Here is a 16,248-nt window from a genome sequence, read left to right on the forward strand (position 1 = left end):
AGGTCACCGGAGAGCCCCCTACCCGCTGCCGTCCAGCAGCCACCGCTGCCGAGCCGTTCGTGGCGGATACTGCCTGCATGGGGGATCACGACACCGTCAAGGAACGTCTCCGCGCCGCCCTGTGCGCCGACGACCCGTGGACCGCGCTGTTCGCGCCGAACGCCGACCGACCCGGCGGTCTCGCCGAGGCGGTCGAGGAGCTGTACCGGTCGGACACGGACCGGGCCTCCCGCCCGTACCTCACCTGGCTCCTTCGGACCCTCGGCGAGCCCGGCGACGCGGTGCTGCTGCGGCTGTTCGCCGAGCCCGAGTTCCCCGCCGACGACCGCCGGGACCTGCTGACGACCGCCGTCTCGCGCGGCCTGCGGCTGCCCGCCGAACTGCTGCACGCGTACGCGGGGCAGGCCCCGGCCTCCGGTGGGGAGGGCGCTCGGGCCGGCGTCGCGCCCGCCCCCGAGCTCGTCGACGCCATGGGCCTTTCCGGCGATCCGTCCTTCCTGCCGCGCCTCGGCGCCCTCCTCGGGGACCCCGCCGCGCCGCGCGACCGGGCCGCGCTCGCGCTGGGCCGCCTCGGTGCCCGCGAGTGGACGGAGCAGATCGCCGGGCGGCTGTCCGAGGTGACCGGGCTCGGCCACACCGCGTTCGTCGTCGCCCTGGAGCTGATGGATGATCCCGCCGCCGTACCGCACCTGCTGCGATGGCTGGCCGAGAGCGGCGAGGAGCGGGTGTACGACGTCCACCACGCGCTCGTACGGCTCACCGGACGCGACCCGCTCCTGCCGGAGGGGGCGAACCGGGCGGCGTACGCGGCAGCCGTACGCGCCGCCTGGGCCGACGGCCGCACCGAGCGCGCGCCCGCGACGGTGCGCAACCTCGTCGTCGAGTCCGCCGCTCTGGCCCGGTTCTCCGTCGACGGGGGCGCCGGCCGGATCCGGGGCGACTTCGACCCGCCGTCGCCCGGCGGCGCCTGGCCACGCTGGGACCGGTCCCTGACGTTCGACGGGAAGCCGCTGTACGGGGTCGGCTCGTTGTGCGACACGTGCGAGCTGGGTCTGACACTGCTGGACTGGCCGGACGACGAGGCGGCCCGGATCGCCGCCCGCATGCGCGGGCGGCTGGCTCGCCTGGACCGGATCGACGCCGCGCTGCTCGCCGAATTCAGCCCCGTGCTCGGCGAGCTGGAGACCGGTCACTACCGCGCTCTGCTGCTCGACCTCCCGCTGGAGCGGGTGACCGAGCCGGCCCGGTCGTGGTGGTTCCGGCGTGTGGCGGCCGGGGCGGAGGAGGACGACGTCTCCGAGTACGCCGAGGACAGCCCCGAGGATCACTGGCCCGGCGTCGCGCACTTCCAGCTCGCCGCGCCCGTCCCCGGCGGCCGGGTGCCCCACACATACGGCGCCGTTCTGCCCTCGCAGCCGCCGGAGGCGCTCGATGCGGCGACCGTCGCCCGGCACGCGGCCGCGATCGCGGCGGGGGAGCGGCCCGCCGCCGTGGCCCTCGGCTGGATCGACGACCGGTACGTGGAGGCCCGGCACGAGGAGCGGTGGCTGATCGGCGTGGTGCTGGACGGCCACCACCGGCTCGCCGCCTACGCGGCCGCAGGCGTGCCGGCCCGGGTGCTCCTGCTCGCCCGCGTGGGCATGGGCGGCGGCGCTGACGGCGGTCTGGAAGGACTGGCGGAGGTGTCCGCGGCGTATGGCTGCCGGGGCTGACGGCAGCGCCGCGGACGGTCGACCGGTGCCGCTCGCCGTCGTGCGCAACGCCGTAGGCATCGCGGGGCCCCCGACGCGCACGGGCGGGTCGAGTAGCGTCCTACCCGTGACCGCCTTCGATGCCCTCGTCCGTCTCTGCCCGCCGCCCGCCGATCCGTCGCCGGTGGACTGGGCGCAGGCCGAGCGGGCCCTGGGTTCGCCTCTGCCGACCGACTACAAGCGGCTCGTCGACGCATACGGCGACGGAATCTTCGACGACACGATCTGGCTGCTCGTCCCCGACTCCGCCTACAGCGAATGCGACCTGCAGACGCAGGTGAGGGAACGGGACGAGGAGTTGGCCGACCTGTGGGAGTTCGAGGCGAAGCCCGCCGGCCTGCTGGAGGCGGGGGCCAGGGTCCTGCCGTGGGCGTTCGAGGAGGGCACAGGGGCGTTCCTGTACTGGCTCGCACGGCCCCATCAGCAGCCCGACGAGTGGACCGTGCTCTACAACGAGGGGCGCGGCCCGCTGTGGGAGCACCACGACATGGGGTGCCTGGCCTTCCTGCAGGCGGTGCTCACCGGAACTGCGGATACGGCGTACTTCGGCTACCTCTACGAAGTACTGAAGCCGACGGAGCACCGGTTCTCGTCGGCCGACCAGACCCTTGGAGCGTCCCGGCGCTGACACCGGCGCGCCCCACGGGGCCGACAGCTCACATCCGAACCGCCCCTGGAGGAGCCGCGGATGACCCGCACCACGCCCCCGCGCCCCGTCGACATCGAGGCGGTGTTCCCCGCCCTCGCCCGGCACCGGCGGACGACGACGCGGCTGCACCCCCGGCAGGGCACGGCGAAGCCGGAGGACAGCTCGGTGGCGGGGCCGCTGCTGTGGCCCGCCGACGAGCCGTGGCCGGTGTGCACCTCCGTACACCCCAAGGCCAAGGGGCACCTCCTGTCCGACGTGCGGCTCCGCAGACGCGTCCAGGACGAGGCCCGGGGGCGGGACTTCACCGACGAGGAGAGGCGGCTCCTCGACGGAATGACACGGAGGAGGCACGTCCCGGGGCTCTGCGACGAGGACCCGCTGCCGATGCTGGCCGTCGCCCAGCTCTACGTCCGGGACGTGCCGGACCTCGTCGGCCCCGAGGGCCCCGACCTGCTCCAGGTGTTCTGGTGCCCCTTCGAGGTCCACGGCCCGGAGCGGTCCATCGACGTGGAACTGCGGTGGCGCCGCGCGGCCGATGTCGGCGCGGTACTGGCCCCGCAGCCCGAACCACCTGTCGCGGGCCGTGAGGAGTGCGTCCCCACGTCCTGTGTCCTCCACCCGGAGCAGGTCGTCGAGCACGAGTACCTCGGGCTGCTGGGGGAGGACCTCCAGGACGAGATCGCCGAGTGGGAGGAAGACCTCCTCGACGAGGTCGACGACGAAGGCGCGTACGACTCGTCCCCGCCCGCGAACCACGCGACGTACGAGGAGTACGAGGCCGCCATGGCCGCCGCCCGCGCGCAGGAGCCCGAAGAGATCGACTACATGAGCGACCTCTCGATCGCCCCGGGCTGGAAGGCCGGCGGCTTCGCCTCCTGGCACCTGACCGACCCCAGGCCGATGGGCTGCCCCGCGTGCGGGACGCCGATGCCGCCCCTGCTCACGGTCGCCACGGTGGAATGCGACGGCGCCTCGCGGAGCTGGCTGCCGGTCGAGGACCGCGACGCGGCGGACGACCCGCGGGTGATCGACCCGGTCGGCGTCTACCTGGGCCGCGGCCTCATGCGCATCCACACCTGCCCGACCGACCCGACCCACCCGCACAGGCTCAGCTTCCAGTGACCCGACCGGCCTCCGGGCCGCCCCTGCGCCGTGCTTCACAGCCGCCCGAGTCGTCGAGAAGCCTGCCGTCCGCCGCGCGCACGTCCGCTCGGGCCGGAAACCCGGATGAGCCCCCGCCGTCCTGTCTGCCAGAATCGCTGCGGTGTACGAGGGGTTCGAGATGTACGAGGTCGACGACGTCTACGAGACGCATGTGACGGTCCGTTGCCGGACCGAGGGGGAGCGGGCCCGACTCGGCGAGTGGGCGGCGGACCGGGGTCTGAAGGCCACCACGATCGTCCTCGCCCGGGGCCGGACGCCGGTCCAGCCTATGCTGACCCTGCCCGATCGGACCGGTCACCCGGCGGTCGTGGCCGGGCTGCGGGCGGCCGGTTTCGAGCCGGTGCGGGTCAAGGTCGAGACGGTGCCGTGGAGCAGGGAGCCCGCAGGTCCCGGCGGGGGCTACTACGAGCACCACCTCAAGCTGGGGCTGCCCGCCGCGTACGACCGGGCCGCGCTGGAGGTCCTCGTGATGCCGCACGGTGCCCACGTCTCGTGGAACGCCCGCAGGGTTCTGCCCGGTCCGGGCGGGCGGCACGAGCGTTTCGTGACCCAGCGGCACCCGGGGCCCGCGGACGCGGCTGGACGCGCCTGCGACGCGCTCGTCGCAGAGCTGGTCGCCGCCGGACACGATCTGCTCGCGCAGGAACGGGAGTTCGTCCTCTCCGACAGCGACCTGTCGTGGGACGAGGGCTGGCTGGAGGAGGCCGTATGAACGAGAAGCCGTGGACGCCGTCGATCCCGGACGGGCCGGGCACCGGCGCGGAGCCCCGCGCCGACCACGTGCGCCGCAAGGACGGGCACCCGCAGACCCTGACCGCCGGCATCGGCGACGCGGCCGTCCGGCACCTGGTCTTCGACCCGGCCCTCAAGCACTTCGACGAGGCCTACCGGCCCGGTGACGGCGTCGTCGAGGACCCGGAGCTGCGGGCACGGTGGCGGGTGGCCCGGCGTGCGGCCCTGGAGCTCGTTCTCGCGGCCGTCGCCGGCTCGCCGTGGGCCGACTCCCTCGTACTGCGTGGCAGCATGCTGATGTCCGCCTGGTTCGGCGAGGCCGCCCGCGCCCCCAAGGACATCGACTTCGTCGTCGTCCCGGGGACCTGGCGCATCGAGGAGCCGCGCACCCGCGCCATGCTCGACGGCATCGCCGAGGCGGCGGAGCGCCTTGCCGAGGTCAGCGGTTCGGACCTGTCGATCTCGGCGGCCGGCGCCGTCTCCGAGTACATCTGGACGTACGAGCGGGTGCCCGGTCACCGTCTGGTCCTGCCGTGGACGGCCCCCGGGCTGCCCGGCGGTCAGGTCCAGCTCGACTTCGTCTTCCAGGAGAACCTCCCGACCCCGCCCCGGCCGACCGAGGTCGCCGGCGTCCGCGTGCCGGCCGCGGACCGGGAGCTGTCCTTGGCCTGGAAGCTCATGTGGCTGAGCTGCGACATGTATCCGCAGGCCAAGGACCTGTACGACGCGGTCCTCCTCGCCGAGAGCTGCGTCCTGCCCCTCGCCCTCCTGGAGACGGTGCTGAGCGAGGCGGACGAGTGGCCGGGCCACCTGAACGAGCCGCTGAACCTCGGGATGTTCGAGAACGCCGTCCGCGAGGTCGACTGGACAGGCTTCGACGACACCCACCCGGACACGCTGGCCGCGCGGCGGGACCTCGGCGCCCGTCTGCTGGCGGCCCTCGCTCCGGTGCTCGGGACGCCCTGAGGGCTGTCCCGTGCCCCTGGCCGCGACCGGTGACGGGCCGGCATGCGGGCACGTTCTGAGCGGTGGCCCTCGATGGCGGTCGCGCAGGGGGGCGCACATCGGCGCGTTCCCGTGTGCCGCGCACGCCGCCCAGGGGAGCGCATCTCTCGGCGGCTCGGTCACTCGACGCGCCCCCGTAACCGGCGAGGATTACCGTGGCTACGTTAAGCGACATCCGATCACTCTCTGGAGTCGACATGGCCGACCGTGCCGCCGCCCCTTCCTCGTTCTGTGCCGTCGCCCCCAGCCCGGAACTACGCCGCCGCATGCTGGAGGAACTCGACCAGGTGCGCGGTGGTCCCGGCGAGCTCACGAACCTCCTCGGCTTCACGAGCACGCCCACGCCTCTGGGCTTCGACGACGGAACGATCTTCCCGCCGGAGGAGTTTCCGCCGGGGACCCCTCGCGCCGCCATCAGCGCGGCGGCAGCCGACCGGGCGCCGCTGCGCGGCACCATCCGGGCGGTCGTCGTCCTGGTCGACTTCTCCGACAAGCCGATGACGAAGACGGCGGCGGACCTCGACAAGCTGTTCTTCTCGCTCGGCGCGATGCCGCATGGCAGCGTGCGCGAGTACTACCGCGAGGTCACGAACGGCCTGGTCGACCTCGTCGGCGAGGTCCACGGCCCGTACCGCATGCCCGAGACCATGGACTGGTACGCGGCCGGCAACTTCGGCATCGGCAGGCCCAGCGGGCCGTTCAGGTCACCGGAGATGGCGAAGTCCGCCGTGGAGGCCGCGGACCCGAGTGTGAACTTCGCGCCGTTCGACAACGACGGGAACGGCTACGTCGACGCCTTCATCGTGGTGCACGCCGGGCCCGCCGCCGACGAGACCGGAAAGCCCTTCCACATCTGGTCGCACAAGTCGACCCTGCCCGAAGTGCACCAGAGCGACGGCACCAACGTCTACGGCTATCTGACCATCTCCGAGAACGCGCGGATCGGCGTCTGCGCACACGAACTCGGACATCTGCTCTTCGGCTTCCCCGACCTCTACGACACGGACGACAGCTCTGAGGGTGTCGGCTCGTGGTGCCTGATGGGAGCCGGCTCCTGGGGCGGCGGCGGAGACATCCCCACGCACCCGTCCGCCTGGTGCAAGGTCAATCAGGGCTGGGCCACGACCAAGGTCATCACCACCAGCGGCAGCGAGTCCTTCCCGGACGTCAAATCCAGCCACACCGTCCACCGGCTCTGGAAGAACGGCGCGGGCGGCAGCGAGTACTTCCTCCTCGAGAACCGCCAGCGGACCGGGTACGACTCCTCGCTGCCGGGAGACGGGCTGCTGATCTGGCACATCGACGAGAACCAGCCGAACAACCGGGACGAGAACCACTACAAGGTCGGCCTGGTGCAGGCCGACAACCACCGCAACCTCGAACTGAACCAGAACCGCGGCGACGACGGTGATCCGTACCCCGGAAGCAGCGGCAACACCACCTTCACCTCCACCAGCGCACCCGACTCCAAGTCCTACGCGGGCGCCAGTTCCTGTGTCTCCGTCACCCGGATCTCGCCGTCGGCGGCCACCATGACGGCCTCCGTGGCGGTCTCCTGCGGAAAGGCCCCCATCAAGGAGATCAAGGAGCACAAGGAGATCAAGGAACCGTTCAAGGAGGCGAAGGAACCGTCCAAGGAGGTCAAGGACTTCAAGGACCGCAAGGACGGAGAGGTGAAGACCAAGGAACCGTTCAAGGAGCACAAGGACCTGAAGGACCGCAGGGAGGGCAAGCCGCCGTTCAAGGAGATCAAGGACGACTTCGACAACCCTCCGAGCGGGACGGCGCGACCGACGGGCGGGGAGGGCGACGCCACCGCCGCCGCCATCGTGGACCTGCAGACCCGGCTCGCCGCGCTGGAGCAGACAGTGGGCGGCGCCGGCGGCTCCGACGACCCCGGCGAGCCGTTCATCGGCGCCGAACTGCGACCCGACCTGATCGGCGGACCGCAGTACGGACAGGGCACCGACGCGCTGCGGGAAGCCGTCGAGGCAGGCGACGCACAGGCCAAGCGCTCGTACGACAGCCTCCCCCCGCAGTGAGCGGAACCCTGCTGCTCCTGGCCGCACCCGGCGACGGCGGCGCGGCGGCGGTGGCCCGCGCGCTGTCGGCCAGGGGCGGCCACGGAGGCGTCCTGACCCTCACGCCCGCCGACCTCGCCCGCGCCCGGTGGAGCCACCGGGTGACCGGCGGGGGAGAGGCGTCCACCCGGATCACCCTGCCCTCCGGTCAGGTGCTCGACGACCGGACCATCGGCGCGGTGCTGCACCGCCTGCCGGGCATGCCGCTCGCCGCAGACGCCGCGAACGGCCCCCGCGCCAAGGACGCCCTGTACAGGCACAGCGAGCGGCAGGCGCTCGTCGCCAGCTGGCTGCTGTCCCTCGCGCCCCGGGTGATCGGCCTGATCAGCGCGTACGGAACCGCCAACGGGACCGTCTCCCCGACGACGGCCCTCGTCCACGCCGAACAGTGCGGCCTGCCGGTCGCCCGGCGGGGCGGGGCGACGCGCGGCGGCCTGGTGGGCCCGCCCGCACCCGGGGAACGGCACGTGCCGCGGCTCGCGTGGCCGGGCGGCCCCGCATCGCCGGTCCCCGTCGACGTGCTGCCGACGGCGCCGGCGGCGTACCGCGACACTCTGCTCGTCGCCGGGGACCGCGTGATCGGCCCCCGTGCAGACGACCACGGCGAGCGCTGCCGACGCCTCGCCGACGCGCTCGGCACACGGCACTTCGAGCTCCGGTTCGCGCCCCGCGCGACCGGCGCCGTCGTGACGGACGTGCGGTTGTGCCCGCGCCTGGACGATCCGCTGCACGTCGCGGCCACGGCCTCCTTCATGGTGGCCGTCGCCGAAGGTCCCACGAGGAGGCCCGAGTGATCCTGTTCTTCGGCCGTACGGACGACCCGCCCCTCACCCGCGCGATCAGCGCCGCACGGGACGCCGGCCTGCGGCACCTGGTGATCGACCAGGCACACATCGCCCGGTACGACCTCGTCGTCGGAACGGACGCGCTGGACGCCCGGCTGACCGTCGAGGGGATGCGGGTCCCGCTCGGCGACGTGTCGGCCGTGTACGCCCGCCCGCTGGAGCCGCCCGCCGACGGGGACCCGGCCGCCCGGGCGCGGGCGGCGGCGTTCCAGGAGTGGTTCGTCGGCTGGCTCGACACGGCCCCGGCCGTCGTGGTCAGCCGGCCCCGCGCCATGGAGTCCAACTCCTCCAAGCCGTACCAGGCCCAGCTCATCGGACGCTCCGGCTTCGCCGTACCGGAGACCCTGGTCAGCGACGACCCCGACGAGATCCTCGCCTTCCGCGCCGGGCACGGCCGGATCGTCTACAAGTCGGTCAGCGGCATCCGCTCCATCGTCAGGGAGTTCACCGACGCCGACGAGAGCCGTCTCGCCCTCGTCCGTGGGCTCCCGACGCAGTTCCAGGCCTACGTCCCGGGTCAGGACGTGCGCGTCCACGTCGTCGGCGAGGACACCTACGCCGCCGCCGTCGACAGCGACGCGATCGACTACCGCTACGCCGACCAGGACGGGAGGTCCGCCCGGCTCGCCCCGTACGACCTGCCCCCGGACACGGCCCGGCGCTGCGTCGACCTCGCGGCCTCGCTCGGCCTGCCGCTCGCGGGCATCGACCTGCGCCGCACTCCCGACGGCGCGTGGGTGTGCTTCGAGGTCAATCCCATGCCGGCCTACAGCTACTACGAGGCACACACCGGCCTGCCCATCTCCTCGGCGCTCGTCGCGTACCTCGACGGCCGCCAGGCCGCGGTTCCCGCGGGGGTGTGAACACGTGGTCCAGGCCGTCGAGAACCTCACGGCGCTCACCCTCCGGCTCCTGGCCCGGACAGCCCACCCACGGCTCGACGACTGGGACCTCGCCACCTGCCAGGTACTCGCCTCCGTCCCCGTACCGGGCATGGCCGACCTGATCTCCCCCAACCTCACGGGCTCCCGGCTGAGTCTCGGCATCCGGCGCGAGCTCCTCCAGGACGTCGTACTCGGGGCGACACTCCACCTCCGGGCCAGACTCGGCTCCTCGGGCGACATCCTGGCGGAACCCCACCCGGCCACCGGCGACTTCCGCGTCGAGCGGCCCTCATGACGAACCCGGCCGTACGCACGGCGCGTCACAGGACCGCTTCCCGGCACGCGATCACCGGTCGGCGGTGCCCGGTTGACTTGGAGTGTGCTCCAACACCTAGCGTCCTGAGTGATGACGACGAGCTCAGGAGGCAACAGCATGACCGACCTTCCCACCCGCCATCTGGGCGCCCTGGCGGTCTCCGCGCAGGGCCTGGGGTGCATGGGCATGAGCCACGGGTACGGCGCCTCGGACGACGCGCAGTCCCTCGCGACCCTGCGCCATGCTCTCGATCTCGGCGTGACGCTCCTCGACACCGCGGACTTCTACGGCGCCGGGCACAACGAGGAGCTGATCGGCCGGGCCGTCGCCGGGCGCCGCGACGAGGTGGTGCTGGCCACGAAGTTCGGCTTCGCCAACCGGCTGGGCGAGCCGACCGAGGTCCGCGGCGACGCCGCCTATGTGCGTCAGGCGTGCGAGGCGTCGCTGCGGCGGCTCGGGGTCGACCACATCGACCTCTACTACCAGCACCGGGTCGATCCTCGGGTGCCGATCGAGGAGACCGTCGGGGCGATGGCCGAACTCGTACAGGCCGGGAAGGTCCGCCATCTCGGGCTCTCCGAGGCCGGCCCGGACACCGTCCGGCGGGCGCACGCGGTGCACCCGATCGCCGCGCTGCAGAGCGAGTGGTCACTGTGGACCCGCGACCTGGAGGCGGAGATCGCCCCGGTCTGCCGCGAGCTCGGCATCGGCCTCGTCCCCTTCTCCCCGCTCGGGCGCGGCTTCCTGACCGGCAGGTACAACTCGGTCGAAGGTCTGGCCGAGACCGACGTGCGGCGCAGCCAGCCGCGTTTCGCCGACGGCAACCTCGAACGCAACCTGGCGATCGTCGCGAAGCTGGACGAGCTCGCCGAGGCGAAGGGAATCACCACCGGACAGCTCGCCCTGGCCTGGGTGCAGCACCGGGGCGACGACGTGGTGCCGATCCCGGGCACCCGGCGGCAGAGTTACCTGGAGGAGAACCTCGCGGCCCTGGCCGTGGATCTGTCGGCCGAGGACCTCGCCGCCATCGAGGTAGCCGCCCCGCCGGAGCAGATCGCGGGCACCCGATACGACGCGACCAGCCTCACCTTCGTCGACGGCTGAGCCTGGCGCGGCTCACCACCCGGGCTTGCGAGGTCGGCCCCCTGCATCGCGGGACGGGCCAAGCGCTGAAGGCCCTTTCCGGCCTCTGGCGCCGGCCAGGCGGGTCCTGCAGTCGTGGCGAAGGTGCCGCTGCTCAGCTCCCGTCGACGAGGTGCTGGATGCCGGGGGCGTAGAGGTCCGCGAGTCGTTCGGCGGTCGTGCCGGCGGTGGCGCCGTCGGGGCGATGAAGGCTCAGGGTGGCGCCCAGGCCCAGGAGTTGGCCGGCGATGAGTTCGGCGCGCAGCCGGGCGTCGGGGCCGTCGAGGACGTCGGTGAGGTGATCGGTGATCTGCTCGCGGAAGCGGGCGCGCAGCAGGGTGCGTTCGTCCTCGATGCCGAGGGAGAAGACCACGCGCAGGAGCGGGTCGCCGCGGAGCCGGTCGCGGAGGTCGACCATGGTCAGGACGAGGTGTCGGCCGAGCTCGGCCGGCGGGGCGCCGAAGAGTTCGGCGGCGGCCGGGCGGAAGTCGAGGACCGTGTTGAACAGGGCTTCCTTGGTGCCGAAGCGTTTGACGATCAAGGACGGGCTCACCCCGGCCGCCGCGGCGATGCCGCGCATGGTGACCTCGGCGTACGGCTTGAGCGTGAACGCCCGCCGCGCGGCGCGGATGATGGCCTCGCGCCCGGTCTCCGGGCCCGTTTCCCCTCCGTCCGCGGGGGAGCCCTCCGCTTCCCCACGGACGGTTCGATCCGCGTCGGCCGTGGTCAGGGAGGTGGGTTCTTCGGCGGTGCTCATGCGTTCCCTCGGGCGGCGCTGGTGGGTGGTGACGCAGCGACCGTACCGCCCCGCCGGTCGCCGTCGCGCGGGGTGTCCCGGCCCGGCCGGTCGGACGGCAGGAGGAGGGTGGCGACGAGGGCGGCGAGGGCCGCGCCGGCGGCGATCAGGAAGATCAGCAGGTAGGCGTGGAGCGTCGGTGCGGTGTGGCCGTGGGCCACGAAGGTCACCCGGGCCAGCACTGCGGTGACCACGGCGCTGCAGCAGGCCTGGCCCACCGACCGCATCAGGGTGTTGAGCCCGTTGGCCGACGCGGTCTCGCTCACCGGAACGGCCCTCATGACGAGGGCGGGCAACGCGGAGTACGCGACGGCCGTGCCGCAGGCGACCACGGTGGCGCCGGCGACGATCAGCCAGAGACTGTGGCTGGTGAAGAAGCGCACCACGTAGCCCAGGGTCATGACGACAGCCGCGACGGCGAGCGCGGTGCGGGGCCCGTACGTGGCGGAGATCCGCGCCGAGAGCGGAGACAGGGCCACCATCGCGACTCCGCCGGGCAGCAGGCAGAGTCCGCTGACGACGATGGAGGCGCCGAGGCCGTAGCCGGTGCTCGTGGGCTCCTGTACGAGCTGGGCGGTGACCAGGGAGTTGGCGTAGAAGGCGAAGCCGATGAGCAGAGCCGCGACATTGGTCAGCAGCACGGCGGGCCGGGCGGACACCCTCAGGTCCGTGATCGGGGACGGGGTTCGCAGTTCGTACCAGCCCCAGAGCAGACCCACGGCCACCGAGGCGCCGAGCAGGCCGAGCGTCAGTGCGGAGGCCCAGCCCCAGACGGAGCCCTGGGTGATCGCCAGAAGCACACCGCCCAGCAGGACGGCGAGGCCCAGCGTGCCCGGCACGTCGAAGCGTCCCCGGGAGCGCACGGCCGACTCCGGCACGATCCACAGCACGAGCAGGAGGTCGAGCATGCCGAGTGCGGCGGATGCCCAGAACATGGTGTGCCAGTCGAAGTTCTCCGTCACGACGGCGGCCAGGGGCAGTCCGATCGCCGCGCCGATGCCGAGGGAGGAGCTCATGAGCGCGATCGACGGCAGTACGCGCTCGGCGGGGAGCTCGTCGCGGATGATGCTGATACCGAGCGGGATCACCGCGAGAGCCGCGCCCTGGAGGGCCCGGCCGGTGATCAGTACGCCGATGTCGGAGCTGACCGCACAGAGTACGGAACCGACGGTGAGCACCCCGAGCGACGCGAGGAGGACCCGCCGCTTGCCGTACATGTCGCCGACCCGGCCGAGCACCGGAGTGAACACCGCGCCGGTGAGGAGGGTGACGGTCACGAGCCAGCCCGCTGCGCCCGCGCTCGCCCCGGTCAGCTCGGGCACGTGCGGCAGCAGCGGCACGACGAGCGTCTGCATGACGGCGACGACTGTGCCGCAGAAGGCGAGGACCGGGACGACCAGCCGGGAGCGGGCGGGTCCGGATGTCGTGCCGGGCGCGGATATCGCGGAGGTCATCGTGCTCCAGAGGCGGTGCGAGAGCGGGGAAGAGGCAGGGGTGTACGCATGTTCACCCCCAGGGTAAACATGCGTACACCCCCTGCCAAGACCGGTGGCCCCTGCACTCGCCAAGCGCTGCACCGCCGGCCGTGGCTGTGACGGTGGCCGTGGCCGACGAGCGATACCGGGGAGACGGCATCTTCGGAACCGTGGTGTCCGTCCCGGGACGGACAGCTGCCGGGCCGTGCATCCGCACACCTCCCGTCGTGCCGGGTGCGGCGGGGCGGGTGATGCTGGGGGCATGGGTGGCCCGTACCTGCGACGGCCGCCGCCCGCCTACCGGGCGGCGGCGCGGCGGGCTCTGCGCGTCACGATCGCCGCCTCGGCCGGGTTCTACGTGCTTCTCTACGGCTTCGGCTCGGCGGTCGGCGCGACGTACGCACTGTTCGGCGCGATCGCCATGGCCGGGCTGTCGCACCTCCCCGGCTCCGGGCTTCAGCGGGCCCTGCTGCTGGTGGGCGCGGTGCCGGTGTGCTGGGTCCTCATCACCCTCGGCACATACCTGTCCGTGCGGACGTGGAGTGCCGTTGTCGGCATGCTGGTCGTCGGGTTCGCGCTGGCGTTCACGGCCGTCGGAGGACCACGATTCGCGGGCGCGGCCACGGGGTTGCAGCTGATGTACATCCTGCCGTCGTTCCCGCCCTACGACCCCGGGTCGCTGGGCGAACGGCTCGCGGGGGCGACCTTCGGGCTCGTCCTGCTGATCACCGCGGAGATGACGCTGCTGCCCGAGCCGGCGGCCCTGCCCTACCGGGAACGGGCAGCCCGGGCCGCCGACGGTGCGGCACTCTGCGCGGACCGGCTGCGTTCCGCCCCGTACACGCTGACGGAGGCCACGCTGCGCACCGCCCGCGCATGGAGCACGGGGCTTCGTTCCTCCCAGGTCCCGGAGGCGGAACGGCCGGCCGGAGCGGGTCTACGGCCGAGGGCGCTGGCGCACACGGGCCTGGCGACACGCACCCTGCTCGGCCGGCTGACGGTGCTGCCGCCACCTCCCCTTGGCGCGGTCGGGCCCCGGGCGGCCGGAGCCGGGGCGGGCGCGGCAGGGGGAACGGGGGCAGCAGCAACTGCGGCAGGGGGAGGTGCGGGCCGGGACGGCCAGGCCGGGGCGGCCGAGGTGTCGGAGACAGGGGGCCCGGACCCGCTGCGGACGGTCGCGGATGTCGCGAGGGAGACCGCTGCCCGGCTACGGGGCGGAATCCCCGACGGCCGGGCGCATGCCCGTCTGCGGCAGGTCCGGCAGGCGCTGACGGCGGCCGAGGACGGCTCTCCCGCGGTGCTGCGCCGCAATGCGGCGCTCCTGGAGGTGGCGGACGCTGCACTCGCGATGTCCACCGCGGCCGACATCGCGGTACGGGGCAGAGCGGCCGACGCACCGGCGCCGGGCCGGTTCTGGTACGCGCGGATGCGGGCACCAGGGCTGTGGTGGCGGCGCCTGTCGGGCCACGTCGGCGGCAGGTCGGTGTTCTTCCAGAACGCCGTACGGATCAGTCTGGCCTTGGCGGCGGCCCGGTTGATCGCGGGCCTCGACACGCTCCCGCACGGCTTCTGGGTGCTGCTTGCCACCCTGACGCTGACGCGCACGACGGTACGGGAGACCCGGACGACGGAGCGGATGGCGCTGACCGGCACTCTTGTCGGTGCGTTGGTCGCGGCGGCGTTGCTGGCGCTGGTCGGGACCGACATCGAGGTCTACGCGGTGGCACTGCCGCCGCTGATGCTGGTCACCTTCACGCTGGGGCCATTGAAGGGCGTCGGGTGGGCGCAGGCGCTGTTCACGGTGGTGGTCGCCCTGGTCTTCGCCCAGCTGGCGCCGGCCACCTGGCAGCTCGCCGAGTTCCGGCTCCTCGACGTACTGGCGGGAAGCGCGATCGGCGCTGTGTTCGGTCTGCTGGCCTGGCCGCGGGGCGCCCATGACGAGCTGCGGCGGTCGGTGGCGGTGCTGCTGCGGAACGCCGCGGAGATCGTCGTGGCCACGACGGCGCAGATCACGGCGGGCGGGCGGCGGGTGCCGGTGGCCACCGCACCGGGGCACCGTTCGCTGCAGCACGCCCTGGTCATGGCGGAGTCGGCGTACGCGCAGTACCAGAGCGAACCCACGGGGCCCACCCCGCCACCGGTCGGGCAGGACTGGCAGGCCGCGCTGATCGCCGGGCACCACACGCTGTGGGGCGCCGACCGGCTTCTCGTGCCTCCCGAGCCGGTCGTGGTTCCACCGCTGGGGAGAGAAGCCGCGGAGTCCGTCATCCGCACGGGAGACCGGGTCGCGGCGGGCATGCTGCTGACCTCCGCCCGCCTGGACCCCGCCGGGGACACGGTGGAGACGACGGTCCCGCGCCACGCCCCGACGGCCTCCACCACCATGGCCGACGACCCGCCGGGCGCACCGCGCGTGTACTACGCGACGGTGTCCTGGCTGGCCTCACTGACGACGGACCTGGTACGGCTCACAGGCGACACGGGCATCGACACCGGCGCCGGCACAGCGCACGACCCCGAAACCGGCACCGGCACCGGCACAGTCCCCGGCACCGGCACAGTCCCCGGCACCGGCACAGTCCCCGACCCCGGCACCGATGCCCCCGACACCAGTGCCAACGCGCCTCCTGGCGTGCGGCGTTCGCGCCGCACGCGCAGCATCTTCCGGTCGCCACCGGGTTCCACGGCCGAAAGCCGGAAGAGGCGGGACTCGCGTGCCGCCGGGGCCTAACCGACGCGATAGATCCGCTCGCGGAGTTCCGTCTCGGCCTGGTCCAGGTCGACTCGTAGGTCGAGCCAGACCTGGTCCTTGCGTTCGCCGGGCTGGTCGAGGCCGACGGCGACCCAGGAGAACGCGCCCTGCAGGGTCTCTCGGCTGCGTCCGGGGCTGGTGACGGAGAGCGCGAAGGACAAGGCGATGCCGGCCCGGGTGACGATCAGGTGGCTCGCGTCGTTCGGGTCGGGGCGGCCTCCGGTGAGGTAGCGCGGAGTGGCGAGGATCTTGATCCACTCCAGAACCGCTCCCGGGACCTGTTCGTCCAGGATCCCCACGATCGAGTCGCGGACCGCCACGCTGGGCTGTTCACCGAGCCAGTCCAGCCAGTGCTCGGAATCGGCGAGCTTGGCGAAGTCGTCCTGAGGCGGACCGTAGTTCGGATTCTCCACGAACTCGCCGGTCAGCTTTCCGTCCTTATCGACTACCCAGACACCCTGGACGGCTTCTCCCGGGACGTAGCCGTCGGGGTCTCCGATGAGGTCGGGATCGATCGCCGCCACCGACCCGCCCGGATTCGCAGCAGCTTCCGCGACGAGCGCGGGTGGAGGTGACTGCAGGATGCGACGCCGCTCGGCTGATATGTCCCCCATGTGAGAACCCTTCCCTGGTTCGTCCGGGGTGGTCGGCACCCCTCCGTCAGGGGCATATTTCC

General features: G+C 72.9%; 14 protein-coding genes. 11 read left to right on the forward strand and 3 right to left on the reverse strand.

The window, feature by feature from the left end; all coding sequences use genetic code 11:
• Positions 1 to 77: 77 nt before the first annotated feature.
• From ACN9M0_RS38065 to ACN9M0_RS38110, 10 genes are all read left to right on the forward strand, one after another.
• A complete protein-coding gene (locus ACN9M0_RS38065; RefSeq protein ID WP_426405145.1) occupies positions 78 to 1,712 on the forward strand; it encodes a HEAT repeat domain-containing protein in 1,635 nt (544 codons plus the stop codon).
• A gap of 106 nt (positions 1,713 to 1,818) precedes the next feature.
• Positions 1,819 to 2,379, forward strand: coding sequence for a hypothetical protein (locus ACN9M0_RS38070; protein ID WP_366040146.1), 561 nt, complete (start codon positions 1,819 to 1,821; stop codon positions 2,377 to 2,379).
• Between the two features lie 60 nt (positions 2,380 to 2,439).
• Positions 2,440 to 3,522, forward strand: coding sequence for a hypothetical protein (locus ACN9M0_RS38075; protein WP_426405146.1), 1,083 nt, complete (start codon positions 2,440 to 2,442; stop codon positions 3,520 to 3,522).
• A gap of 142 nt (positions 3,523 to 3,664) precedes the next feature.
• Positions 3,665 to 4,276, forward strand: coding sequence for a hypothetical protein (locus ACN9M0_RS38080; RefSeq protein ID WP_366040148.1), 612 nt, complete (start codon positions 3,665 to 3,667; stop codon positions 4,274 to 4,276).
• Positions 4,273 to 5,262, forward strand: coding sequence for a nucleotidyl transferase AbiEii/AbiGii toxin family protein (locus tag ACN9M0_RS38085; RefSeq protein ID WP_426405147.1), 990 nt, complete (start codon positions 4,273 to 4,275; stop codon positions 5,260 to 5,262). Before ACN9M0_RS38080 ends, ACN9M0_RS38085 begins: the two co-directional genes overlap by 4 nt.
• Before the next feature lie 236 nt (positions 5,263 to 5,498).
• Entirely contained in the window at positions 5,499 to 7,343 is a 1,845-nt protein-coding gene (locus ACN9M0_RS38090; RefSeq protein WP_366040150.1) for a M6 family metalloprotease domain-containing protein, read from the forward strand.
• Positions 7,340 to 8,176 (forward strand): hypothetical protein, encoded by an 837-nt coding sequence (locus ACN9M0_RS38095; protein ID WP_366040151.1) that lies wholly within the window; start codon positions 7,340 to 7,342, stop codon positions 8,174 to 8,176. The genes ACN9M0_RS38090 and ACN9M0_RS38095 overlap by 4 nt, the downstream gene beginning before the upstream one ends.
• Positions 8,173 to 9,090 carry an ATP-grasp domain-containing protein gene (locus ACN9M0_RS38100; RefSeq protein WP_366040152.1) on the forward strand — a complete coding sequence of 306 codons (918 nt, stop codon included), beginning with the start codon at positions 8,173 to 8,175 and terminating at the stop codon, positions 9,088 to 9,090. Before ACN9M0_RS38095 ends, ACN9M0_RS38100 begins: the two co-directional genes overlap by 4 nt.
• A gap of 4 nt (positions 9,091 to 9,094) precedes the next feature.
• Complete coding sequence (locus ACN9M0_RS38105) at positions 9,095 to 9,406, forward strand: hypothetical protein (protein ID WP_366040153.1); 312 nt, start codon at positions 9,095 to 9,097, stop codon at positions 9,404 to 9,406.
• A 138-nt stretch (positions 9,407 to 9,544) separates the two neighbouring features.
• Complete coding sequence (locus ACN9M0_RS38110) at positions 9,545 to 10,531, forward strand: aldo/keto reductase (protein ID WP_366040154.1); 987 nt, start codon at positions 9,545 to 9,547, stop codon at positions 10,529 to 10,531.
• A gap of 133 nt (positions 10,532 to 10,664) precedes the next feature.
• Here ACN9M0_RS38110 and ACN9M0_RS38115 read toward each other — a convergent pair whose 3' ends face one another.
• Both ACN9M0_RS38115 and ACN9M0_RS38120 read right to left on the reverse strand, forming a co-directional pair.
• On the reverse strand, positions 10,665 to 11,306 hold the full coding sequence (locus tag ACN9M0_RS38115; RefSeq protein WP_366040155.1) for a TetR family transcriptional regulator: 642 nt from the start codon (positions 11,304 to 11,306) through the stop codon (positions 10,665 to 10,667).
• Positions 11,303 to 12,799 carry an MFS transporter gene (locus tag ACN9M0_RS38120; protein WP_366040156.1) on the reverse strand — a complete coding sequence of 499 codons (1,497 nt, stop codon included), beginning with the start codon at positions 12,797 to 12,799 and terminating at the stop codon, positions 11,303 to 11,305. Before ACN9M0_RS38120 ends, ACN9M0_RS38115 begins: the two co-directional genes overlap by 4 nt.
• Before the next feature lie 283 nt (positions 12,800 to 13,082).
• On the opposite strand from ACN9M0_RS38120, the gene ACN9M0_RS38125 reads away from it, so the two are divergent.
• On the forward strand, positions 13,083 to 15,551 hold the full coding sequence (locus tag ACN9M0_RS38125) for an FUSC family protein (RefSeq protein WP_366040157.1): 2,469 nt from the start codon (positions 13,083 to 13,085) through the stop codon (positions 15,549 to 15,551).
• Here ACN9M0_RS38125 and ACN9M0_RS38130 read toward each other — a convergent pair.
• Entirely contained in the window at positions 15,548 to 16,186 is a 639-nt protein-coding gene (locus tag ACN9M0_RS38130) for a hypothetical protein (protein ID WP_366040158.1), read from the reverse strand. The genes ACN9M0_RS38125 and ACN9M0_RS38130 overlap by 4 nt on opposite strands.
• Positions 16,187 to 16,248 lie beyond the last annotated feature (62 nt).

The organism is Streptomyces sp. R-07, from assembly GCF_049913175.1.
Classification (GTDB): domain Bacteria; phylum Actinomycetota; class Actinomycetes; order Streptomycetales; family Streptomycetaceae; genus Streptomyces.

Excerpts from the sequence above, each read along its gene's own strand:
- ACN9M0_RS38065 (WP_426405145.1), top strand. The coding sequence starts at position 78 with ATGGGGGATCACGACACCGTCAAGGAACGTCTCCGCGCCGCCCTGTGC.
- ACN9M0_RS38075 (WP_426405146.1), top strand. The coding sequence starts at position 2,440 with ATGACCCGCACCACGCCCCCGCGCCCCGTCGACATCGAGGCGGTGTTC.
- ACN9M0_RS38085 (WP_426405147.1), top strand. The coding sequence starts at position 4,273 with ATGAACGAGAAGCCGTGGACGCCGTCGATCCCGGACGGGCCGGGCACC.
- ACN9M0_RS38090 (WP_366040150.1), top strand. The coding sequence starts at position 5,499 with ATGGCCGACCGTGCCGCCGCCCCTTCCTCGTTCTGTGCCGTCGCCCCC.
- ACN9M0_RS38110 (WP_366040154.1), top strand. The coding sequence starts at position 9,545 with ATGACCGACCTTCCCACCCGCCATCTGGGCGCCCTGGCGGTCTCCGCG.
- ACN9M0_RS38115 (WP_366040155.1), bottom strand. The coding sequence starts at position 11,306 with ATGAGCACCGCCGAAGAACCCACCTCCCTGACCACGGCCGACGCGGAT.
- ACN9M0_RS38120 (WP_366040156.1), bottom strand. The coding sequence starts at position 12,799 with ATGACCTCCGCGATATCCGCGCCCGGCACGACATCCGGACCCGCCCGC.
- ACN9M0_RS38125 (WP_366040157.1), top strand. The coding sequence starts at position 13,083 with ATGGGTGGCCCGTACCTGCGACGGCCGCCGCCCGCCTACCGGGCGGCG.
- ACN9M0_RS38130 (WP_366040158.1), bottom strand. The coding sequence starts at position 16,186 with ATGGGGGACATATCAGCCGAGCGGCGTCGCATCCTGCAGTCACCTCCA.